This window comes from Streptomyces sp. G5(2025) (assembly GCF_049542075.1).
Lineage (GTDB): Bacteria > Actinomycetota > Actinomycetes > Streptomycetales > Streptomycetaceae > Streptomyces.
The window spans coordinates 702,252-723,282 of the sequence record NZ_JBMUZT010000006.1 but is presented as its reverse complement, the minus strand read 5'-3'; the positions used below and the strand labels follow the sequence as shown (position 1 = coordinate 723,282).

General features: G+C 73.0%; 20 protein-coding genes. 15 read left to right on the top strand and 5 right to left on the bottom strand.

Going from position 1 to position 21,031, the window contains the following annotated elements:
• Window positions 1-39: 39 nt before the first annotated feature.
• Window positions 40-1,002, bottom strand: coding sequence for an SDR family oxidoreductase (locus tag ACOBQB_RS14000; protein WP_423591879.1), 963 nt, complete (start codon window positions 1,000-1,002; stop codon window positions 40-42).
• Between the two features lie 97 nt (window positions 1,003-1,099).
• Here ACOBQB_RS14000 and ACOBQB_RS13995 point away from each other — a divergent pair, with 97 nt between their 5' ends.
• On the top strand, window positions 1,100-1,486 hold the full coding sequence (locus ACOBQB_RS13995; protein ID WP_423591877.1) for a hypothetical protein: 387 nt from the start codon (window positions 1,100-1,102) through the stop codon (window positions 1,484-1,486).
• Between the two features lie 156 nt (window positions 1,487-1,642).
• Here ACOBQB_RS13995 and ACOBQB_RS13990 read toward each other — a convergent pair whose 3' ends face one another.
• On the bottom strand, window positions 1,643-2,662 hold the full coding sequence (locus ACOBQB_RS13990) for an NAD(P)/FAD-dependent oxidoreductase (protein ID WP_423591875.1): 1,020 nt from the start codon (window positions 2,660-2,662) through the stop codon (window positions 1,643-1,645).
• 90 nt (window positions 2,663-2,752) lie between these two features.
• On the opposite strand from ACOBQB_RS13990, the gene ACOBQB_RS13985 reads away from it, so the two are divergent.
• From ACOBQB_RS13985 to ACOBQB_RS13930, 12 genes are all read left to right on the top strand, one after another.
• On the top strand, window positions 2,753-3,367 hold the full coding sequence (locus tag ACOBQB_RS13985; protein WP_423591873.1) for a helix-turn-helix domain-containing protein: 615 nt from the start codon (window positions 2,753-2,755) through the stop codon (window positions 3,365-3,367).
• A gap of 73 nt (window positions 3,368-3,440) precedes the next feature.
• Window positions 3,441-4,409: an NADPH:quinone oxidoreductase family protein gene (locus ACOBQB_RS13980; RefSeq protein ID WP_423591872.1), complete on the top strand. Its 969-nt coding sequence runs from the start codon at window positions 3,441-3,443 to the stop codon at window positions 4,407-4,409.
• Window positions 4,406-5,593 carry an acyl-CoA dehydrogenase family protein gene (locus tag ACOBQB_RS13975; RefSeq protein WP_423591871.1) on the top strand — a complete coding sequence of 396 codons (1,188 nt, stop codon included), beginning with the start codon at window positions 4,406-4,408 and terminating at the stop codon, window positions 5,591-5,593. The genes ACOBQB_RS13980 and ACOBQB_RS13975 overlap by 4 nt, the downstream gene beginning before the upstream one ends.
• Complete coding sequence (locus ACOBQB_RS13970; protein ID WP_423591870.1) at window positions 5,590-6,681, top strand: acyl-CoA dehydrogenase family protein; 1,092 nt, start codon at window positions 5,590-5,592, stop codon at window positions 6,679-6,681. The genes ACOBQB_RS13975 and ACOBQB_RS13970 overlap by 4 nt, the downstream gene beginning before the upstream one ends.
• 137 nt (window positions 6,682-6,818) lie before the next feature.
• Window positions 6,819-8,411 (top strand): ABC transporter substrate-binding protein, encoded by a 1,593-nt coding sequence (locus tag ACOBQB_RS13965; RefSeq protein ID WP_423591868.1) that lies wholly within the window; start codon window positions 6,819-6,821, stop codon window positions 8,409-8,411.
• Window positions 8,412-8,470: 59 nt separating this feature from the next.
• Window positions 8,471-9,436, top strand: a complete 966-nt coding sequence (locus ACOBQB_RS13960; RefSeq protein ID WP_423598466.1) for an ABC transporter permease — start codon at window positions 8,471-8,473, stop codon at window positions 9,434-9,436.
• Window positions 9,429-10,340, top strand: coding sequence for an ABC transporter permease (locus ACOBQB_RS13955; protein ID WP_423591866.1), 912 nt, complete (start codon window positions 9,429-9,431; stop codon window positions 10,338-10,340). Before ACOBQB_RS13960 ends, ACOBQB_RS13955 begins: the two co-directional genes overlap by 8 nt.
• A 56-nt stretch (window positions 10,341-10,396) precedes the next feature.
• A complete protein-coding gene (locus ACOBQB_RS13950; protein ID WP_423598464.1) occupies window positions 10,397-11,308 on the top strand; it encodes an ABC transporter ATP-binding protein in 912 nt (303 codons plus the stop codon).
• The gene (locus ACOBQB_RS13945) at window positions 11,301-11,957 is read left to right on the top strand and encodes an ABC transporter ATP-binding protein (protein ID WP_423591863.1); all 657 of its coding nucleotides are present in this window, start codon (window positions 11,301-11,303) and stop codon (window positions 11,955-11,957) included. Before ACOBQB_RS13950 ends, ACOBQB_RS13945 begins: the two co-directional genes overlap by 8 nt.
• Before the next feature lie 511 nt (window positions 11,958-12,468).
• Window positions 12,469-13,344 carry a phosphatidylinositol-specific phospholipase C/glycerophosphodiester phosphodiesterase family protein gene (locus ACOBQB_RS13940; RefSeq protein ID WP_423591861.1) on the top strand — a complete coding sequence of 292 codons (876 nt, stop codon included), beginning with the start codon at window positions 12,469-12,471 and terminating at the stop codon, window positions 13,342-13,344.
• Between the two features lie 124 nt (window positions 13,345-13,468).
• Window positions 13,469-13,663: a hypothetical protein gene (locus tag ACOBQB_RS13935; protein WP_423591860.1), complete on the top strand. Its 195-nt coding sequence runs from the start codon at window positions 13,469-13,471 to the stop codon at window positions 13,661-13,663.
• Between the two features lie 115 nt (window positions 13,664-13,778).
• Window positions 13,779-15,362 (top strand): hypothetical protein, encoded by a 1,584-nt coding sequence (locus tag ACOBQB_RS13930; protein ID WP_423598462.1) that lies wholly within the window; start codon window positions 13,779-13,781, stop codon window positions 15,360-15,362.
• Between the two features lie 18 nt (window positions 15,363-15,380).
• Here ACOBQB_RS13930 and ACOBQB_RS13925 read toward each other — a convergent pair whose 3' ends face one another.
• Together ACOBQB_RS13925 and ACOBQB_RS13920 are read right to left on the bottom strand one after the other, a co-directional pair.
• Window positions 15,381-16,694 (bottom strand): phosphodiester glycosidase family protein, encoded by a 1,314-nt coding sequence (locus ACOBQB_RS13925; RefSeq protein ID WP_423591858.1) that lies wholly within the window; start codon window positions 16,692-16,694, stop codon window positions 15,381-15,383.
• A 70-nt stretch (window positions 16,695-16,764) separates the two neighbouring features.
• A complete protein-coding gene (locus tag ACOBQB_RS13920) occupies window positions 16,765-17,175 on the bottom strand; it encodes a DUF779 domain-containing protein (RefSeq protein WP_423591857.1) in 411 nt (136 codons plus the stop codon).
• A 157-nt stretch (window positions 17,176-17,332) separates the two neighbouring features.
• Between ACOBQB_RS13920 and ACOBQB_RS13915 the strand changes: the two genes are divergently transcribed.
• Together ACOBQB_RS13915 and ACOBQB_RS13910 are read left to right on the top strand one after the other, a co-directional pair.
• Window positions 17,333-18,811: an esterase gene (locus tag ACOBQB_RS13915; protein ID WP_423591855.1), complete on the top strand. Its 1,479-nt coding sequence runs from the start codon at window positions 17,333-17,335 to the stop codon at window positions 18,809-18,811.
• A 141-nt stretch (window positions 18,812-18,952) separates the two neighbouring features.
• Complete coding sequence (locus ACOBQB_RS13910) at window positions 18,953-19,789, top strand: SDR family NAD(P)-dependent oxidoreductase (protein ID WP_423591853.1); 837 nt, start codon at window positions 18,953-18,955, stop codon at window positions 19,787-19,789.
• A gap of 33 nt (window positions 19,790-19,822) precedes the next feature.
• Here the strand turns inward: ACOBQB_RS13910 and ACOBQB_RS13905 are convergent, their stop codons facing one another.
• Window positions 19,823-20,950, bottom strand: coding sequence for a hypothetical protein (locus tag ACOBQB_RS13905; protein ID WP_423591851.1), 1,128 nt, complete (start codon window positions 20,948-20,950; stop codon window positions 19,823-19,825).
• Window positions 20,951-21,031 lie beyond the last annotated feature (81 nt).

The following is a 21,031-nucleotide window of genomic DNA, read 5'->3' as shown; positions in this document are numbered from 1 at the left end:
ATGCGACGGTTCAGGGGGCGGACGGTGCCGTGCGGCGGCTCAGGGCGTGAACTCGCCTCGCCCCAGCTGCTCGCGGACCGTCGTCACCGGAGGGCTCACCACGGCGCGCCGCTGCCAGTTCGCGCCGTCCACCACCAGGGTGTGACCCGTGATGAAGCGGGCGTAGGGGGAGGCGAGAAACGTGGCGGCCCAACCGAGTTCGCGCGGGAGGCCGACGCGGAGGGCGGGCTGGCGCGCGGCCTTGTCATCGGCTCGGCCGCCCCGGTCGAGGTTGCCGCGGATGTCCGCGCTCATGTCGTCGTGCGGCATCAGGCCCGGCACCAGCCCGTTGACCTGGATGCCGTACGGACCCCACTCCACGGCCAGGGTCTCCACCAGGCTCTTCACGCCCGCCTTGGCCGCCGCGCTGTGTGCGAAGCCGGGGCCGCCCGTCCAGGCGTACGACGCCCCGACGTCGATGACCGACCCGGGGGTGCCGGCGGCGAGGTGCCTGCGGCCGAACTCGCGCGTCATGAGGAACGTGCCGGTGAGCGTGATGTCCACGACCGCGCGCCAGGCGTTGGGGGACATGTCCTCGGCCGGTACGGGGAAGTTGGCGGCGGCGTTGTTGACCAGGATCCCCGGCAGGCCGTACGCCTCCTGCGCCGCGTCGAAGACCTCGGCCACGCGCCCGGCGTCGCGGATGTCGCACACCGTGGCCGTCACCCGGCCGCCCAGGGACGCAAGTTCGTCCCGCGCGGCCTGGAGCCGGTCCTCCTTGCGGCTCGCGATCACCAGGTCGGCGCCGAGCCGCGCGAACTCCGCCGCGACCGCCTTGCCGAGCCCCGTCCCGCCGCCGGTGACCAGCACGACCGTGCCGTCGTACGTCCCCGGCGGCAGCGCGCTCTCGCCCGACGGGGGAGGGCTGGGCAGGCCGGGCAGCACACCGCCCGGACGGTCGTGCGCGGCGGCTTCCCTGGTGCCCGTGTCGTCCTGCGCGTCGTCCCTCTGTTCGTCCGCCATGCGCGCATCGATACCGCGTTCGGGGCGAAACCTCCATGCTCTGTGGCGAAGCGACGGGTCTGTGCCTGCGCGGCGTGCCGTTTCGTACGATGACGGCGTGAGAAGCCATGGATGGATCGTCGCGATCGGCCTGGTCGGGTTCAGTGCGTTCTTCTGGTCCCTCAGCGGCACCGTCCACCTGGGGCTGGAGGAACAGGCCCGCGGGCGCTACGGCCTTCCTGATGGCGGCGAGCGCTACACCGCCGGGCTGTGGGTCGGCGCTCTGGCCGCCATAGGAGGCCTGCTCGGTCTCGGCGGCCGTCTCGACGGCCGGAAGATCGCCCTGCTCCCCGCGTTCGGCCTCGGCTTCGGCGCGATCTCCGCACTGGTCCTCGGCCAGCAGCCCCGGCACTGGATCGCCGCCTGCGCGATGGCGCTCGCCGGGATCACGGTGGCCGTGGCGGCGCGTCTGTACCGCCGGGCAGACCGCGCGCGCCGTCCCTGAAGAACCGCTCCGGCCCACGAACGCCCACCGTCCCGCCGGGCACCCGCCTGCCGTTGAGGCGGGGCGGTCCCTTGTGCCGTCCCTTGGAGGGCAGGGCCACACCCCCTGCCTCGCTCCCCAGCGACACGCCCCCCACCCGCCCCCCAACCGCACGGCCTAGCCCGAGACCCCATGCTCGCGACCGCCCGCCACCGCACGGGCCACCGCCGCCTCCGTCTCCGGTGTGAAGACGCCTGCCCTGCGGCGGGCCGCCTCCGCGTCGATGTCCGTCATGACGAGCTCGGCGTTGATCATGGTGCCGGCCCGGTAGCCCGCGCTCGCCGCGTTGATCACCTGCTCCGTGGGGCCCGCCGCGTTGCCGACCGCCCAGATGCCGGGGACCGTGGTGCGGCCCGTCTCGTCCACCGCCGGGTACCGCCCGACCGGCGTCTCCCTGGTCCCGGCGCCGAGCGCGGTGAGCAGGCCGGCACGGGGTACCGGCCGCGCGGCGACGAACAGGACCGAGCGGGGGAACACCCGGCCGTCGGCGAGCCGGACGCCCGTCAGGCGGTCGTCGGTCACCTCCAGGCCGGCGACCTCACCCTCCACCACCGAGACCCCGGCGGCCGCGAGGCGCTCCCACTCCGCGTCCGGCAACTTGCGCACGGTGTTGAGGAAGAGCGTCACGTCCTTGGACCACTGCGTGACGAGCAGCGCCTGATGGCTGGTGAACGGCTCCGCGGCGAGCACCCCGAAGGGCTGGTCCCGCACCTCCCAGCCGTGGCAGTACGGGCAGTGCAGCACGTCGCGGCCCCAGCGCTCGGCGATCCCCGGCACCGCGGGCGCCTCGTCCACCAGGCCCGTGGCCACGACGGCCCGGCGCGCGTGCACCGCCCGGTCGTCCGCGAGCCGCACCTCGAACTCGCCCCGCCCGTCCGGCAGTACGTCCGTCACACGGCCCCGCACCATCTCCACGCCGTACCGCTCCAGCTCCCGCCGCCCCTCGGCGAGGAACTCCGCGGGCGGCATGCCGTCCCGCGACAGGTAACCCTGCACGTGCGCGGCGGGCGCGTTGCGCGGTTCGCCGGCGTCGACGACGAGAACCCGCCGCCGCGACCTGCCGAGCACGAGCGCCGCGCTCAGGCCCGCCGCGCCGCCTCCGACGACCACGACGTCGTAACCGTTGTTCTGGGTCATGGTGACCACCTCCACGACGACTCTCCCGCCCGTGGTGCGTTTTCGACAAATGGCTTTGCTGATACAGCAACGGCGCGCCATGATGGGGGCATGAGCGAAAAGCCGAGCGAAGAACCGGAAGAGATGGACCAGGTCCTCACCGAGGTCGGCCCCCGGCTGCGCCGCATCCGCCGGGAGCGCGGCGCCACCCTCGCGGGGCTCTCCGCCGCCACCGGCATCTCGGTCAGCACCCTGTCCCGCCTGGAGTCCGGCAACCGCAAGCCGAGCCTGGAACTGCTGCTGCCCATCGCCCGCGCCCACCAGGTCCCGCTGGACGAACTGGTGGGCGCCCCGCCCGTGGGTGACCCGCGTGTGCGGGCCAAGCCGATCGTCCGGCACGGGCGCACGATGCTGCCGCTCACCCGCCAGCCCGGCGGCCTCCAGGCGTACAAGGTGATCGAGCCCGCCCGCACCACCCCCGCCCCGGACCCGCAGACCCACGAGGGGTACGAGTGGCTGTACGTCCTCTCCGGCAAGCTGCGGCTGATCCTCGGCGACCACGACGTGGTGCTCGGCCCCGGCGAGGCCGCCGAGTTCGACACCCGCGTCCCGCACTGGTTCGGGGCCACGGGTGAGGGAGGGGCGGAATTCCTGAGCCTCTTCGGGCCGCAGGGCGAGCGGATGCACGTACGGGCGCGGCCCACCCGCAAGGAGAAGGGCGACTGACGGTTCCCCTGCGGCAAGCGACCGCTTAGTATGCGATCGAGCCCGGTCTACGACAGCCCCGTGGAGGCCCCGCATGCAGGCATGGCAAGTGCACGAGAACGGTGAGCCGGGCGAGGTGATGCGCCCCGCGGAGACCGACCGCCCGCAGCCCGGCGACGGGCAGGTGCTCCTGAAGGTCCGCGCCGCCAACATCAACTTCCCCGACGCGCTGCTCTGCCGCGGCCACTACCAGGTCAGGCCCCCGCTGCCCTTCACGCCGGGCGTGGAGATCTGCGGCGAGACCGAGGACGGGCGGCGCGTGCTCGCCACCCCGGCGCTGCCGCACGGCGGCTTCGCCGAGTACGCCGTCGCGGACGCCGCCGCCCTGCTGCCCGCACCGGACGCGCTGGACGACGCGGAGGCCGCCGCACTGCACATCGGCTACCAGACGGGTTGGTTCGGCCTGCACCGCAGGGCGCACCTCCAAGAGGGCGAGACCCTGCTCGTGCACGCGGCGGCGGGCGGCGTCGGCAGCGCCGCCGTGCAGCTCGGCAAGGCCGCGGGCGCCACGGTCATCGGCGTCGTCGGAGGGGCCGACAAGGCGGAGGTCGCGCGGCAACTCGGCTGCGACCTCGTCCTCGACCGCCGTACCGACGACATCGTCGCCGCCGTCAAGGACGCCACCGGCGGTCGTGGCGCGGACGTGATCTACGACCCCGTGGGCGGCGACGCGTACGCCAAGTCCGCGAAATGCGTGGCCTTCGAGGGCCGGATCGTCGTCGTGGGCTTCGCGAGCGGCTCCATCCCCTCGCCCGCGCTCAACCACGCCCTGGTGAAGAACTACACGATCACGGGTCTGCACTGGGGCCTGTACAACACCAAGGACCCGCGCGCGATCCTGCGCTGCCACGAGGAGCTGACCGAGCTCGCCACCAAGGGCGCCATCAAGCCGCTGGTGAGCGAGCGCGTGCCGATGGCCGGCGCCGCCGCGGCCGTGCAGCGGGTCGCCGACGGTGTCACCACCGGACGCGTCGTCGTCCTGCCGCAGGGAGGTGCCGCATGACCGACGCCGCCGAACTGCGTATCCGTGTAAGGGAGTTCCTCGCCGCGCACCCGCCCGCGAGCACCGACCGCGACGCCTTCCTCCAGGCCCGCTTCGACGCGGGCCTCGCCTGGGTGCACTACCCCGAGGGCCTGGGCGGACTCGGCGCGCCGCGCTCCCTGCAAGCCGTCGTGGACGCCGAGCTGGAGGCCGCGGGCGCGCCCGACAACGACCCGCGCCGGATCGGGATCGGCCTCGGCATGGCCGCGCCGACCGTCCTCGGCTTCGGCACCGAGGAGCAAAAACACCGCTTCCTGCGGCCGCTGTGGACCGGCGAGGAGGTGTGGTGCCAGCTCTTCAGCGAGCCGGGCGCCGGGTCCGACCTCGCCGCGCTCGGCACCCGCGCCGTCCGCGACGAGGCGAGCGGCGACTGGATCGTCAACGGCCAGAAGGTGTGGACGTCCAGCGCCCACAACGCCCGCTGGGCCATCCTCATCGCCCGCACCGACCCCGAGCAGCCCAAGCACCGCGGCATCACGTACTTCGTATGCGACATGACCGACCCGGGCGTCGAGGTGCGGCCGCTGCGCCAGATCACCGGCGAGGCCGAGTTCAACGAGGTCTTCCTGACCGACGTGCACGTCCCCGACGCGCACCGCCTCGGCGCGGTCGGCGAGGGCTGGCAGGTCGCCCAGACCACGCTCATGAACGAGCGCGTCTCCATCGGCGGCATGCGCATCCCCCGCGAGGGCGGCATGATCGGACCCGTCGCCAAGGCCTGGCGCGACCGCCCCGAGCTGCGCACCCACGACCTCCACCAGCGCCTGATGAAACTCTGGGTCGACGCCGAGGTCGCCCGGCTCACCGGCGAGCGGCTGCGCCAGCAGCTCGTCGCGGGCCAGCCGGGCCCCGAGGGCTCCGGCATGAAGCTCGGCTTCGCCCGCCTCAACCAGGAGATCAGCGGCCTGGAGGTCGAACTCCTCGGCGAGGAAGGGCTGTTGTACGACGACTGGACGATGCGCCGGCCCGAGATCGTCGACTTCACCGGCCGCGACGCGGGCTACCGCTATCTGCGCTCCAAGGGCAACAGCATCGAGGGCGGGACCAGCGAGGTCCTGCTGAACATCGTCGCCGAGCGCGTCCTCGGGCTGCCCGCCGAGCCGCGCACCGACAAGGACGTCGCCTGGAAGGACCTCGCGCGATGACTGACCTGCTCTACTCCGAAGAGGAAGAGGCACTGCGCTCGGCGGTGCGCGACCTGCTCACCGACCGCTGCGGCGCCGCCTCCGTGCTCTCCCGCGCCGAGACCGCCGAGCCGCACGACCGCGAACTGTGGAAGGCCCTGGCCGACGGCATGGGGCTGGCCGGCCTGCTGGTGCCCGAGGAACTGGGCGGGCAGGGCGCCACCCACCGCGAGGCCGCCGTCGTCCTGGAGGAGCTGGGCCGCGCGGTGGCGCCCGTGCCGTATCTGACCAGCGCGGTCGTGGCCACGGAAACGCTGCTGGCCTGCGAGGGCGAGGCGGCGCGCGAGCTGCTCGCGGCACTCGCGTCGGGCCGCAGGATCGGCGTGCTCGCGCTGCCGCTGTCACACGCCACCCAGAACTTCGGGTCCGCCGTACGGGAGGAGGGCGGCGCCCTGCGGGGCCGCGTCACGGGCGTGGCGGACGCCGCCGTCGCCGACGTGCTCCTGGTGCCCACCGGCACCGGGCTCTTCGCGGTCGACGCGGCGGACAGCGGCGTGGACATCGCACCGCAGACCTCGCTCGACCTGACGCGGCCGCTCGCCGCCGTCACGTTCGACGGGGCACGCGCGCGTGCCCTCACCCCGGACGCGGCCCCCGCGCTCGCCCGCGGGCTGCGGGCCGGGGCCGCGCTGCTGGCGTCGGAGCAACTGGGCGTCGCCGAGTGGTGCCTGACCGAGACGGTCCGGTACGTGAAGGAGCGGCACCAGTTCAACCGGCCCGTCGGCTCCTTCCAGGCCCTCAAGCACCGCCTCGCCCAGCTGTGGCTGGAGGTCGTGAACACCCGGGCCGCCGCCCGGCACGCCGCGGACGCCCTGGCCGCGGGGAGCGACGAGCCGAACCTCGCCGCGGCACTGGCACAGGCGTACGCGGCTCCCGTCGCGGTGCGCGCCGCCGAGGAGGCCCTGCAACTGCACGGCGGCATCGGCATGACGTGGGAGCACCCCGTCCACCTCTACCTCAAGCGCGCCAAGGCCGACTCGATCGCCTACGGCACGGCCGGGCGCCATCGGGAGGCGCTGGCGGAGCTGGTCGAGCTTCCGGCGCCCTGACCTGCGTACACACCCCCGACCGAGGAAGATGTGGCCCACACGTACCCGGTGTGGGCCATGCGACGGCGCCCGATATGGGTAAGGCATAATTGCGAGCCGTTCGCAACAACGGTTGATCTTCAGTAGGGGTGTGGAGCATGAGGGCCCGATCGATACGGGGCACGGGCGGCCTGGCCGCGGCCATCGCGATAGCGGTCGCGGCCTCCGCCTGCTCGGCGCCGGGCGACGGCGGCAGCGGCGGCGCGAAGGATTCGGCGGTCGTCGGCATCGCGTACGAGCCCGACACCCTCAGCCCCCTCCTCGGCTACGGCAAGGACGGCAACTCGAAGATCTTCGACGGCCTGCTCACGCACGACGCCGACATGAAGCTCAAGCCCGCCCTCGCGGCCGCGCTGCCCAAGGTCACCGACGACGGCAAGACCTACACGTACCAGCTGCGCGAGGGCGTCAAGTTCAGCGACGGGAAGCCCTTCTCCGCCAAGGACGTCGTCTTCACGTACGAGACGATCCTCGACAAGAAGACCAACAACGCCTCCAAGACCGAGCTTGACGCCGTCAAGAGCGTCGAGGCCAAGGGGGACGACACGGTCGTCTTCCGCCTGAAGTACCCCTACGCGCCCTTCGCCGAACGCACCGTCCTGCCCATCGCCCCCGAGCACATCGCGGGCAAGCAGGACGTGAACAACGGCGCCTTCACCACCAAGCCCGTCGGTACCGGCCCCTACGAGCTGGTCAAGTGGTCCAAGGGCGAGAAGCTGACCTTCAAGGCCAACCCCGGCTACTGGGGCGGCGCGCCGAAGATCAAGAACTTCACCATGGCGATCATCAAGGACGACGACGTGCGGGCCACCCGGCTCGACGCCGGCGAGCTCGACGGCGCGATCCTGCCGCCGAACCTCGCGAAGAAGTACCAGGGCGACAGCGGCAAGAAGACGTACGCCGCCAAGACGTTCGACTACCGCGTCGTGACGCTGCCCACCGGCAACAAGGTCGCCGGTGACACCGCCATCCGCCGCGCCCTCGACGTCGGCGTGAACCGCAAGGCCATGGTCGACTCGATCCTGGACGGCGCGGGCAAGGAGGCCTACGGCCCGGTCCCGACCGACAGCCCCTGGTTCACCAAGGGCACCGAGCGCAAGTTCGACGCCGCCAAGGCGAAGAAGATCCTCGACGACGCCGGATGGAAGCCCGGCAAGGACGGCATCCGCGAGAAGGGCGGCGTGCAGGCGACGTTCCCGCTCTGGTACCTCTCCGGCGACAAGCTCCGCCAGGACCACGCCCTCGCCTACGCCTCCGACGCCAAGAAGCTCGGCATCAAGGTCGAGGTGCAATCCGGCACGTGGGAGGTCATCGAGCCGCGCATGCCGAAGGACGCCGTCCTCGCGGGCGGCGGCTCCCCGGCCGACCCCGACTTCGACCAGTACACGCTCCTGAAGTCCTCCCTCGCCGGTGACGGCTTCAACAACATGGCGCACTACGACAACCCCGAGGTCGACAAGGCCCTGGAGGACGCCCGCAAGAGCGGCGACCACGCGAAGCGCCAGGCCGCCTACGACACCATCCAGCGCGAGCTGGTGAAGAACCCCGGCTACACCTTCCTCACCCACATCGACCACCTCTACGTCGTCGACAAGAAGTTCGGCGACCTGACCACGCAGGTCGAGCCGCACGACCACGGCCTCGCCTCCGGTCCCTGGTGGAACGTCGAGGACTGGCAGCCGAAGAAGTGACGACCGCGATACGCGAGACCCCGGGGAAGGCGGCACGCCGCCGCCTCCCCTGGGGGCTGATGGCGCGCCTCGCGGGACGGCGGCTGCTGTTCGCCGTGCCCGTCCTGCTCGTCGTCACCTTCGGCGTCTTCGCCATCGCGGCCGCCTCGCCCTTCGACCCCGTCAAGGCGTACGCGGGCACGGCCGGACTCACCGCCTCGCAGGAGAACCTCGACCAGCTGCGCGCCAACCTCGGCGTCGACCGGCCGCTCGCCACCCGCTGGTGGGACTGGCTGACCTCCGCCCTCACCGGTGACCTCGGCGACTCCAGCACGCTGCGCCAGCCCGTCGCGGACGTCATCGGCGAGCGCGTCGGCTGGTCGGTGCTGCTCGCCGCGACCGCCTTCGCCGTCGCCATCCTGCTCGGCACGGCACTCGGCGTCCTCGCCGCGCGCCGCCCCGGCGGCTGGCTCGACCGCGCCGTGACCTCGCTCGCCTACACCCTCGAAGCGGCGCCGCCGTTCTGGCTCGGCCTGCTCGCCGTCTGGCTGTTCGCCCTGAAGCTCGGCGTACTGCCCTCGGGCGGCCTGACCGACACGGCCAGCTCGACCGTCACGGCCGGACAGGTCGCGAGCCATCTGGTGCTGCCCGCGGCAGTACTCGCCGTCTCGCAACTGCCCTGGTTCGTGCTGTACGTGCGCCAGGGCGTCGGCGACGCGCTCGGCGACGATCCCGTGCGCGGCGCACGCGCGCGTGGCCTCGCCGAACGGACCGTCCTCCTCGGCCACGCCCTGCGCTCCGGCATGCTCCCGGTGCTCACGCTCATCGGCTCGCGCGTGCCCGAACTGATCACCGGTGCGCTCCTGGTGGAGACCGTCTTCAGCTGGCCCGGCATCGCCGCGGCCACCGTCCAGGCGGCGACCTCCGTCGACTTCCCGCTGCTCGCCGCGCTGACCGCGCTCGCCACGGCCGCGGTCCTCCTGGGCAACCTCGTGGCCGACCTCCTGTACGGCCTCGCCGATCCGAGGGTGGGATTCGATGGCTGAGAGGACTGAGGTGGCTGAAAGGTCTGAGAGGACTGAGAGGGCCGGCATCGTGTGGCGCGCCCATGGGGGCGTACGTCGCTCCACGCGCGCGTGGCGCGTGCGTACCTCCGCGGTGATCGTCGCCGCCGTCGTCCTCGCCGTCCTCGTCGTCCCGCCCCTCGTCAACCTCGACGAGCAGGCCGTCGACCTGGCGGCGAAGCTTCAGCCGCCGTCGTGGGAGCATCCCTTCGGGACGGACGACGTCGGCCGGGACCTGCTGCTGCGCTGCGTGTACGGACTGCGGGTCTCGTTGCTCGTCGGTGTGGTCGCGGCAGTCGTCGCCACCGTCATCGGCACGGCTGTCGGTGCCCTCGCGGCCGCCTCCGGGGGCTGGGTGGACCGGATCGTAATGCGGCTCGTGGACGTCTTCTCGTCCGTGCCGCACCTGCTCCTCGGCATCTTCATCGTCGCGATGTTCCGGCCCGGTGTGTGGCCGGTCGTGGTGTCGGTGGCGCTCACGCACTGGCTCTCCACCGCCCGCATCGTGCGCGCCGAGGTGCTCTCCCTGCGCTCACGGCCCTACGTCGACGCGGCCATCTCCGGCGGCGCCTCACGGCTGCGCGTCGCGGTGCGCCACCTGCTGCCCGGTGTCCTGCCGCAGGCCGGCCTCGCCGCCGTCCTGATGGTGCCCCACGCCATCTGGCACGAGTCCGCGCTGTCCTTCCTCGGCCTCGGACTCCCCACCCACCAGGCCAGCCTCGGCACGCTCGTCCAGAGCGCGCGCGGCTCGCTCCTCGCGGGCGACTGGTGGCCCACGCTCTTCCCCGGCCTGTTCATCATCGTGCCCACCCTGGCGATCGCGGGCCTCGCGGGCGCCTGGCGGGAACGGATCAATCCCCGGCGCCGATCGGAGCTCATGCTGTGACGGTCCCCGTCCCGTCTCCCGTCCTGTCCGTACAGGGACTCTCCGTACGCTTCCGCATGCGCGGCGGCACCCATGTCTCCGCCGTCACCGACGCCACCTTCGACCTCGCGGTGGGGGAGTGCCTGGCGCTGGTCGGCGAGAGCGGCTGCGGCAAGTCCGTGCTGGCCTCCGCGCTGCTCGGCCTGCTCCCCGAGAACGCGGAGACGGCCGGTTCGGCGCTGCTCGGCGACACCGATCTGCTCACCGCCGACGAGCGCACCCTCGCCCGCACCGTGCGCGGGCGGCGCGTCGGCCTCGTACCGCAGAGCCCCGCCGCGCACCTCACGCCGGTACGGACCGTGCGGTCCCAGCTGGAGGAGACCGTGCGGGAGTTGACGGGGGTGCGCGGGGCGGACGCGCGCGCCGCCGCCGAAGCCGCCGCCGCGCGCGCCGCGTTCCCCGCGGGGCACCTCGACCGCTACCCCCACGAGCTGTCCGGCGGCCTCGCCCAGCGCGCCGCCACCGCGCTCGCCCTCATCGGCGACGCGCCGCTGCTGCTCGCCGACGAACCCACCACCGGCCTCGACCGCGACCTCGTGGACCGCACCGTCGACGAACTGCGCCGACACGTCGGGGACGACCGCGCGCTGCTCCTGATCACCCACGACCTGGCCGCCGCGGAACGCATCGCCGACCGCGTCGCGGTGATGTACGCGAGCCGGGTCGTCGAGATCGCCGACGCCCCCGACTTCTTCGGTGCGCGCGGGCCCCGCCATCCGTATGCCCGGGGGCTCCTGAACGCCCTGCCGGAGCGGGAGTTCACGCCCGTCCCCGGCCTGCCGCCCGAGCTGTCCGCGCTGCCGGCGGGCTGTGCGTTCGCGGCGCGGTGCGACCGGGCCGACGAGGCGTGCGGTGCCGTGCCGGCGCTCGGCGGCGGGGCCGCGTGTCACCACCCTCACGTGGACGTGCTGGAGGCGCCCCGTGCTTGAACTGCGCGCGATCACCGCCGGATACGACCGGCGCGCTCCCGTCGTCCGCTCGGCGGACCTCACCATCGCCCCCGGTGAGTCGGTGGGGCTGCTGGGGCCCAGCGGCTGCGGCAAGTCGACGCTGGCGCGGGTCGCGGCGTTGCTGCACCGGCCCGACGCCGGGCAGGTCGTCATCGACGGCACCGTCGCGGGCGGCTGGCGCCACCGGGCCCCGCGCGAGCAGCGCACCGCCTTCGGTGTCGTCTTCCAGCAGCCGAGGCTCTCCGCCGATCCCCGGCTGGCGCTGCGGGATCTCGTCGCGGAGCCGCTGCGGGCGGTGGGCCGCGGTTCTGAGGTCGACGCCATCGTCCCCGGCCTTGCGGCCCGCGTCGGCCTCGGCAAGGACCTCATGGGGCGCCGCCCGCACGAGGTCAGCGACGGGCAGTTGCAGCGGGCCTGCCTGGCCCGGGCGCTCGTGCTGCGCCCGCGCTGGCTGATCTGTGACGAGATGACGGCGATGCTGGACGCGTCGACGACGGCGGCGTTGGTCCACGTCGTGGAGGAGTACCGGGGGGAGTGCGGGGCGGGACTGTTGGCTGTGGGGCATGACCGGGTGCTGCTTGAGCGGTGGTGTGATCGGACGGTGGGGTGGGGTGAGGTGGCCGGGTAGGGGGTGCGGCGGAGGGTTGGGCGCGGGGTGCGGGTTGTGTGTGGCTGGTCGCGCAGTTCCTCGCGCCCCTGATGGGGTGTGGGTTGTGTGTTCGGTGCGGGTTGTGTGTGGCTGGTCGCGCCGTTCCTCGCGCCCCTGATGGGGTGTGGGTTGTGTGTTCGGTGCGGGTTGTGTGTGGCTGGTCGCGCCGTTCCTCGCGCCCCTGATGGGGTGTGGGTTGTGTGTTCGGTGCGGGTTGTGTGTGGTTGATCGCGCAGTTCCCCGCGCCCCTGGCGGGGCGGGGTTGCGTGGTCGGTGTGGTTTGCGGGCCTTGGGTTGTGTGTGGCTGGTCGCGCAGTCCCCGCGCCCCTGACGGGGCCTGATCGTGTCAGTTCGTCTCGCGCCCTGACCGGGTGCGGCCGTGTCAGGTCACGTCAGTTCCCGGACGCCTGGGGTTTCCCCTGGTGGGGCAGGATTCATATTCGCCACTCACGAGGACTCACTGAAATCCCCATCGCCCCGGGAGGAAGACATGGCCCTCACCACCCGTCGCAGAGCCCTGACCACCCTCGGTGCCGCCCTCGCGGGCAGCATCGCCGTACCCGTGCACGCGCAGGCGGGCGAGCGCGGGCGCCGGCCGCGGCCGCGCCCCCTCGTCCGCGCCCACGCGCACAACGACTACGAACACCCCAGACCCCTCCTCGACGCCCTCGACCACCGCTTCGGCAGTGTCGAGGCCGACATCTACCTCGTCGACGGTCAACTCCTCGTCGCCCACGACCCCGAGGACCTCGACCCCGCCCGCACCCTCGAAGCCCTCTACCTCGACCCGCTGGCCGCCCGCGTCCGCGCCCACCACGGCTCCGTGTACCGGGGGCATCACCGCACCCCCTTCCAGCTCCTGATCGACATCAAGACCGAGGGCGCCTCCACGTACGCCGAGCTCCACCGCCATCTGCGGCCCTACCGGCACCTCTTCACGGCGTACGCCCACGGCAAAGTGCGCCGCTCCGCAGTCACGGCGGTCGTCTCCGGCCACCGCGCGGCCCGTGCCCCGATGGAGGCGCAGCGGGTCCGGTACGCCTTCTACGACGGCCGCCTCGCCGACCTCGGGACCCCCGCGCCCGCCTCCCTCATCCCGCTGATCAGCGACAACTGGTCGCTCAACTTCACCTGGCAGGGCGCGGGGCCGATGCCCGCCGCCGAGCGCGAGAAGCTGCGCGGCATCGTCTCCGCCGCCCACGCGCGCGGGCAGCGCGTCCGCTTCTGGGCGACGCCCGACGTGCCGGGCCCGCGGCGCGACGCGGTCTGGGCGGAACTGCTCGCCGCCGGCGTCGATCACCTCAACACCGACGACCTCGCGGGGCTCGAAGCCTTCCTCGACGCGCACGACGCGCACGGCCGCTGACCCGGCTGATCAACGCACGGCCAAGCAGCACCCGTTCGGAGCACAGGTCAGAGGCCCGGACGCACCCTCCGCTACGCGACACTGACGGCCGAGAGCCGCGGTGTCGCGTGGCGGAGGAGGTTCCATGGCTGTCTCGATCTCTGTGGTGCTGTTGCTGTCCATCCTGGCGGTGGTCTTCCTGCGCAACGGCGCGCTGAAGATCTCCCACGCCGTCGTCTGTGCCCTGCTCGGGTTCTACCTGGCGAGCACCAGCATGGCGCCGACCATCCACGACGGCCTGACGGCCACCGCCCACATCGTCAGCGGGCTCCAGCCGTGATGAGCTTTCTTTGCGGCTCCATGAACAACTGACCGGATTCATGAACACCTGACGCTGTTTCATGGACACTTCAAGCGGGCGGTCCTAGCTTCGGCGCATGTCACGCATACCACGCATGTCCCCGGGCATCCCGCGCACCGTCCTCGCCCTGGCCGTGACGGTCACCGCCGTCGCGGCCACCCTCGCCGCCCCCGGCCCCGCCCGGGCCGACGACATCCCCAAGGCCCCCGGGCACCGGCTCGTCAAGAGTTACGAGGGGGCGCCCGCGGCCGCCCGGCCGCTGCCCGGCACCCCGCCGCCCCAGCACCCCCACCTCGCCGCCAACGGCCGCAGCGGCATGCACGCCGACGCGGCGGGCAGCGGAACATATCCCTGGAGCGGCCCCCTTGGGAAGCGGCCCGCAGTCGACAGCGAGAAGATGGCGGCCCTCGGCGGCGAGTGCGCGACGGTCACCTTCGACCGCGACGGACGGATCGTCACCGTCTGCGGCACCTTCACCGGCTTCCTGGTCAAACTGCTCGACCCCAAGACGCTCGACACGCTCGCCGAGTACAAGCTCCCGCAACGGCCCTCCACCGTCGAGGCCATCACCCGGCTGGATTTCTCCAAGATCTTCAAGGACACCTCGGGCGGGGCGTACTCGTACCTCGACCACAAGGACCGGCTCGTCCTCGCCGACTCCCGGCAGCACATCGTCCGGCTCGCGCACGAGCGAACCGCGGACGGCGGGTGGCGCTTCGTCGTCGACACGGAGTGGGACCTGACGGCGCACGTTCCGCACGACTGCGTGACCTGGTCAAATCTTTATCCGAGTGGCGAATGTGACCCGGTCACCTCCGTGATGCCGGACTGGGACGGGCGCGTCTGGTGGGTGACACGGCAGGGCCGCATCGGCACCGTCGACCCGGGGACCGGCGCCATCCGCTCCGTCCGGCTCGACGGCGAGGAGATCCAGAACTCCTTCTCCGTCGCCGAGGACGGCGTCTCCATCGTCTCCGACCACGCCCTCTACAGCTTCCGGGCCGCCCCGGACGGCACACCCCGGATCGTCTGGCGCGAGACGTACGACCGCGGTACCGGCACCAAACCCGGCTCGGTGAACCAGGGATCGGGCACCACCCCGGACCTCTTCGGCGCGCACGACGACTACGTGGCGATCACCGACAACGCAGACGACCGCATGAACGTCCTCGTCTACCGGCGCGGCGCCGACGTGCCCGACGGTCGGCGGCTCGTGTGCAAGACCCCCGTCTTCGGCTCCGGCGCGTCCACCACCGACAACTCACTGATCACCTGGGGCGACAGCCTGATCGTCGAGAACAACTACGGCTACGAGAACATCACCTCGCTCACCCTCGGCCGCAGCGTCGTCGGCGGCGTCACCAGGATCGACGTCCGCGCCGACGGCAGCGGCTGCGACACGGCGTGGGAGAGCGACGTGCGCGCCCCCTCCACCGTGCCCAAACTGTCCACCGCCAACGGCCTGCTGTACTTCTACACGAAGGAACCCAACCGTCTCGGCGTCGACGCCTGGTATCTCACCGCCGTCGACTTCCGCACCGGCGACACCCGGTGGAAGCGGCTGGCCGGCACGGGTGTCGCGTACGACAACAACTGGGCGCCCGTGACGCTCGGCCCCGACGGAACGGCGTACGTAGGTGTCTTCAACGGCCTGGTGGCGGTGCGGGACACGCCGTGAACCGCCGGGGCGCGCCGCTCACGTCCGGGAGAACACGCCGATGCCGTTGGGTACCGGGCGCTCCACCCCGCCGCTCGGGTTGTTGCGCACGGTCACAGCGTCGGCGCCCGGCGCCCGCGCCACCAGCGTGGACGTGGACGAGACCAGCGTGGAAGAGCCTCCGCCGTCCAGGCTGAAACCGTCCTCGGCACCCAAGCCGCGCAGCGTCTGCGCCACTTCCGCGATCGTCAGGCCCGTACGGAACTCCGGGGAGCCGTCCAGGGAGAGCAGCAGCAGGCGTCGGCCGCCGTCGGCGATACCGGCGGCCGTCCGCACCGCCGAGGTGGTGGCATCCAGGCCGGGCAGCGGCGCGCCGTCCCGCAGCACGGGGTAGCCGCCGAGCGCGAAGCGGAACGGAACGCGGGAATCGGCGGCTACCAGGCGGTGCCTGACCTGGACCCGGTCGCCCGCCGACAGCTTCCGCAGCTGCTGCGCGCCCGCCTCACGGCCGACCAGGACCGTACTGTCACCGGCGATCGGACCGCTGCCCGGCGTGTCGGCCGACGCCACGACCCGCCCGTGACGGACGGTCACCTCGTGCGTGTCCGTACTGCACGGCGCGCCACGGCTCGTGTCCGTGCCGCACGTCGCGCGCACCCGCGAGACCGCGCCCCAGTCGGCGGTGAACGCCCCGACGGACCCCACCGGCAGCGCGTACTGGTTGAGCCCGCCCAGGCGCAGGCGTGTGTCCCGGGTGCGCAGCTCACCGTCCAGTGTGAGCCTGTCCAGCCGAGCCCTGCGGTCCACGCCCACCCCGAGGACGGCCTCGGTCGTGACGCCCGGCGGCATGGCGGGCCCGAAGCGCTGCCCGTTCGGCACGGCGGCCTTCAGCGCGCGGCCGTTCGCGATCGCCGGTCCGACGGGCGCGCCGGTCGCCTCGACGCCGGGGTGCTGGGTCTCGGTGATGTTGAAGAAGTCGCCGTTGACCCCGCCGACCGCGCCGACGCCGTTCGCGAGAGCGGAGACGGGCGAGCGCGCGGCGACCTTGCCCGGGTAGAGCAGGCCGACGGCGGTGCGCGGATCGCGCAGATCGACGTCGAGCACATGGGCGCGGGCGGTGCCGCGCGAGGCCGGGACGTCGAAGTACCGGTACTCCACCCCAGGCGCGATCCGGGTGGCCGCCGCCCGCCGGGTGTCCCCGTCAGCGCCGCTGGCCGGTGCCGCTCCCGTGAGAGCCGCACCGGCCAGCGTGCCGAGCGTCGAGACGAGGGCGAGGGCCGTTCTGCACCGTCTGCCGTGTCGGGTCTGCCGGGTCTGCCGGGTCTGCCGTGTTTGCCGGGTCTGCTGTGCCACAGATTCCCCCCTGGGGTCGGCCGGGCCTCAACTCTCCCAGCGGTCAACGGAGTTCACCAGAGGGTGGTGGTCATGCCCCGACCAGCCGGGAACGGATCAGGAAACGTACGCCTTCCGGAGCCTCCAGCGAGAAGCCGCTGCCGCGCCCGGGCACCACGTCCACGATCAGCCGGGTGTGGCTCCACGCTTCGTACTGGCTCTTCGACATCCAGAAGGGTATGGGCTCCGCCACGCCGTCCACGGTGAGCGACGCGAGTCGTACGTCCGAATCGCCGGTGCGGAACTCCCCGTCCGGGTAACACATCGGCGCGCTGCCGTCGCAGCAGCCGCCCGACTGATGGAACATCAGAGGCCCGTGTCTGCCCCGGAGCAGCCGCAGCAGGTCGGCCGCGGCGGGCGTCAGCTCCACGAGGGGGGCGCCGTCAGGACTCTCGTGGCTCACGTGGCTCGCGTGGCTTTCGTGGCTCTCATGGCGGTCCATGGGGCGATGCTTCCCCTCGGCACGTTGCAACGGGGTTGCAGGGCCCCGTACAACCCTTTGGCCCTATCTCGTGTCGAACAGGGCGCCGGACAAGGAACGGGCCCTTTCCGGACACACCCCCGCGCCTGCCCGGCCACCTCTTTCACAGGAGCCGCTCGTGCGCAAGAACCGTTCGGCCGCCCTCGCCGCGGCATCGTTCCTTCTGCTGACCGGGGCCGGTATCGCCGCCGCCCCCTCCGCCTTCGCCGGCACCCCCGGGGGTACGCACGCCGACGACCGCAACAGCGACTTCAACGGCGACGGATACGAGGACGTGCTGGTCGGCGCTCCGGGCGCCACGGTCAGCGGCCACAAGGGCGCGGGACTCGTCACGGTCCAGTACGGCTCGACCAGAGGCATCGGGACCACGAACGTCGACCGGTTCAGCCAGTCGACGTCCGGAATGGCGGGCGCCGCCGAGGCGGGCGACGCCTTCGGCAGGGCCGTCGCCACCGGCGACCTGGACGCCGACGGCTACGACGACGCGATCGTCGGCATCCCCGGCGAGGACCTCGGCGACCAGGCGGACGCCGGTGGCGTCGCGATCCTTTGGGGCTCCAAGGACGGGCTCAGCGGCTCGGCGAGCGACTGGCTCCAGACCCAGGAGCCCACCAAGGGATCGCAGTTCGGCCTGGCGCTCGCCGCCGCGCACCTCACCGGCGACACGCCGGGCGACGTCCTCGCCGTACTCGACCGTGACGGCCTGCAACTGTTCGTGTACGACGCCTCGCCGCAGCCCGGCGAGGCCCCGCTGCGCCGCAAGGACACCCAGCGGCTCGCCGCGGCCGCCGAGCAACGCCCCGTCCAGCCGAAGTCCCTCACCACCGGCGACTACGACGACAACGGCTACGCCGACCTCGTCGTCTCCGGAGTGACCACGGGACCGGAGGAGCCGGGGCACGGCTGGTCCCTGCACTTCGCGGGGAGCGCCGACGCCCTCACGTACAAGGGCGAGCTGCGCGGCGGACCGGCGGCGGCCTCCGGCGACATCAACAACGACGGCTACGACGACCTGGTGACCGGCGAACCGGCCTCACCGGACGACGGCGGCGAGACCATGACCGGCGGTCTGGTCGGCGTGCGCTACGGCACCGCGGACGGCCTCGGCCAGGAGGCCAAGTGGTGGACGCAGGGCTCCGCGGGCGTCCCCGGCACCCCGGAGCGCGGTGACGGCTGGGGCGCCGACCTGTCCGTCGCGGACACCGACGGCGACGGCTACGCGGACGTGGCGATCGGCGCGCCGGGCGAGGACATCGGCACCGTCGCCGACGCGGGCGCGGCCTGGGTGCTGCGCGGTTCGGAGAACGGCCTGACGGCGACCGGCGCCAAGTCGTGGGACCAGAACTCCGCGGACATCCCGGGCGTGGCCGAGAAGGGCGACAAGTGGGGCGCGCAGGTACGGCTCACGGACCCGAACAAGGACGGCCGCTTCGGCCTCCTCGCGGCCGCGCCGGGCGAGAACGCCGGGGACGGCGTGGTGTGGGTCCTGTCGGCCGGTTCGGGCGGCGTCGTCGCGTCGGGTTCCTGGACGTACGGCGCGTCGTCGCTGGGCGCGCCGGGCACGGGCGCGGCGTTCGGCGCGGCGATCGACGAGTGAGCGGGGCCTGACCGTCCGTCCGGCCCCGCCGGGCCGGATGGCTGGACCGCACCGCACGGACGCGGTCGTGAGCGGGCGTCTCCGTATCATCACGGGGAATCGTGGCACGTGATCACGACTGCGTCCGGAGGGTGAACAGGCATGACAGAGAGCCGAGTTGTCATCATCACGGGTGGCGGAACCGGCATCGGGGCCGCCACCGCCCGGCAGCTGCGGGCCGACGGCCACCGCGTGGTGGTCTCGGGCCGCCGCCCTGAGCCGCTGCGCCGCGTCGCGGAGGAGACCGGGGCGCTGGCCCACCCCGCCGACACGGGTGACCGCGACGCCGTCGCCGGTCTGGTCGACGCGGCCGTGGCGGCGTACGGCCGCGTCGACGGGCTCGTGCTCAACGCCGGGGTGGGGCGCGGCGGCGCGGTCGGTGACCTGTCCGACGAGGACTGGGAGACGGTGATGCGCACCAACCTCACCGGCCCCTTCCTCCTCCTGCGCGCCGCACTGCCGCACCTGCTGGCCACGCGCGGCTCGGTGGTCGCCGTCGCGTCGGTCGCCGCGCTGCGCAACGGCGTCGCGAACGCCGCGTACGCGACCTCGAAGGCGGCGCTCCTCCAACTCTGCCGCTCGCTGGCCGTCGACTACGGCCGGGACGGGCTGCGCGCCAACACGGTCTGCCCCAGCTGGGTGCGGACCGACATGGCCGACCGGCGGATGACGCGGTTCGCCGAAGAAGCCGGCCTGGGAGACGGGCTGGGGGGCGGGCTGGGAGACCGCGGGGCCGAAGCGGCGTACGAGGAGGCGACCCGGCTCATCCCCTCCGGTCGGCCCGGCCGGCCGGAGGAGGTGGCCGAGGCGATCACCTGGCTGCTCTCACCCGCCGCGTCGTTCGTCAACGGCGCGGCGCTGACGGTGGACGGTGCGGTCACGGCCGTCGACCCGGGCACGGTGGCGTTCGACTTCGGGATCGTCCCGCGTCGCGGCTGAACTCATCTTGAGGGCCCCTTCAGGGTGGTGACCTCAGCCGAGGCGTTCGACGCGGTTCTGGGCAGGCGGGTATGGATAGAAGGAGGTCGTGCCCACCGACCAGAGGCCGCCGTCCGTGCCGGGGATCCGGGCGAGCGCCACGGGCAGGGCCACGGAAGGTGTCTCCGGGCCCCGCTCACTCACCCAGGCCGTGCCGTCCCAGCGCAGGTAATGGGCGCGCTTTTGATCCCAGAAGTCCCAGCCCGAGATCCGGTCGGGCCTGCCGTCCGCGTCGCCGACGATCGAGGTCAGCATGCCGACGCCGAACGGCCCCTTCACGCCGTTCCACTGCGTGCCGTCCCAGTGTTCGAGGCGGACCCCGGGCGGCTTGCCCGCCGGTCCGCCGATCCCGTAGCCCCATCCGGTCAGCCAGATGTCGTCGTGGGCGACGGGCAGCAGGCCGGAGACCGAGGCGCGGATGCCGAGCAGGCGCGGGATCACGGTCCAGGCGCCGTCCCAGCGGGCGATGATGTCGCCGAAGACCCACACTTCCCCGCCGGGCGTGACGTGCACGCCGCTCGGGGTGGGCGCGGCCTCGTCCGGCAGCGGCCGGCACCAGCGCCACGTCTTGCCGTCGCCGCTCAGCAGCCCCGCGCGTCCGCCGTGCCGTCCCGACACCCAGAACCGGCCGTCCGGCCCGGCGGCCACATCCGTCACCTGCGTCCCGGCCTCGCCGCGCCCGGGGAACGAGGTCTCCCGCCAGGTCGCGCCGTCCCAGGTGAGGAGCTGGTCGTGGCCCGCGGTGTCGGTGCCGACGGCCCAGGCCGCCCCGCCCGAGGGACTGACGGCGACGGACCGCAGCGTGGTGTACGTCAGGTGGGACAGGTCGGTCGGTGACCAGTCGGTGCCGTCCCAGCTCAGGGCGATGGCGGTGCCGTCCTTGGTGCTGTCGAGGCCCTGTTGGCCGACGGCCCAGGCCAGGTCGGGCCGCGCGGCGGCCACGCCGTAAAGGCGCGAGGCCGGTTGGCCGCCGGGTGCGGGCACTTCCCGCCAGGACGCGGCGGCCGACGTGGGCCGGGCAGCCGCCGCGGCCGTGCCGGCCAGGGCTGCGGGCAGGGCTGCGGGCAGGGCCACTCCCGCCCCGGCAGTGGTGAGTCCACGGACAAAGACACGTCTTCGCATGAGAGGCCTTTCCTCGGGCCCGTGGGTTCGGCGCATGGGCTGGGCGTGGGCAACACCCTGAACCGGGCACCGCGACGCGTC

Bases quoted from the DNA above. Each gene is read 5' to 3' on its own strand.
- ACOBQB_RS14000 (WP_423591879.1), bottom strand. From the start codon at position 1,002: ATGGCGGACGAACAGAGGGACGACGCGCAGGACGACACGGGCACCAGG.
- ACOBQB_RS13990 (WP_423591875.1), bottom strand. From the start codon at position 2,662: ATGACCCAGAACAACGGTTACGACGTCGTGGTCGTCGGAGGCGGCGCG.
- ACOBQB_RS13985 (WP_423591873.1), top strand. From the start codon at position 2,753: ATGAGCGAAAAGCCGAGCGAAGAACCGGAAGAGATGGACCAGGTCCTC.
- ACOBQB_RS13980 (WP_423591872.1), top strand. From the start codon at position 3,441: ATGCAGGCATGGCAAGTGCACGAGAACGGTGAGCCGGGCGAGGTGATG.
- ACOBQB_RS13975 (WP_423591871.1), top strand. From the start codon at position 4,406: ATGACCGACGCCGCCGAACTGCGTATCCGTGTAAGGGAGTTCCTCGCC.
- ACOBQB_RS13970 (WP_423591870.1), top strand. From the start codon at position 5,590: ATGACTGACCTGCTCTACTCCGAAGAGGAAGAGGCACTGCGCTCGGCG.
- ACOBQB_RS13965 (WP_423591868.1), top strand. From the start codon at position 6,819: ATGAGGGCCCGATCGATACGGGGCACGGGCGGCCTGGCCGCGGCCATC.
- ACOBQB_RS13960 (WP_423598466.1), top strand. From the start codon at position 8,471: ATGGCGCGCCTCGCGGGACGGCGGCTGCTGTTCGCCGTGCCCGTCCTG.
- ACOBQB_RS13955 (WP_423591866.1), top strand. From the start codon at position 9,429: ATGGCTGAGAGGACTGAGGTGGCTGAAAGGTCTGAGAGGACTGAGAGG.
- ACOBQB_RS13950 (WP_423598464.1), top strand. From the start codon at position 10,397: ATGCGCGGCGGCACCCATGTCTCCGCCGTCACCGACGCCACCTTCGAC.
- ACOBQB_RS13940 (WP_423591861.1), top strand. From the start codon at position 12,469: ATGGCCCTCACCACCCGTCGCAGAGCCCTGACCACCCTCGGTGCCGCC.
- ACOBQB_RS13935 (WP_423591860.1), top strand. From the start codon at position 13,469: ATGGCTGTCTCGATCTCTGTGGTGCTGTTGCTGTCCATCCTGGCGGTG.
- ACOBQB_RS13930 (WP_423598462.1), top strand. From the start codon at position 13,779: ATGTCCCCGGGCATCCCGCGCACCGTCCTCGCCCTGGCCGTGACGGTC.
- ACOBQB_RS13920 (WP_423591857.1), bottom strand. From the start codon at position 17,175: ATGGACCGCCATGAGAGCCACGAAAGCCACGCGAGCCACGTGAGCCAC.
- ACOBQB_RS13910 (WP_423591853.1), top strand. From the start codon at position 18,953: ATGACAGAGAGCCGAGTTGTCATCATCACGGGTGGCGGAACCGGCATC.
- ACOBQB_RS13905 (WP_423591851.1), bottom strand. From the start codon at position 20,950: ATGCGAAGACGTGTCTTTGTCCGTGGACTCACCACTGCCGGGGCGGGA.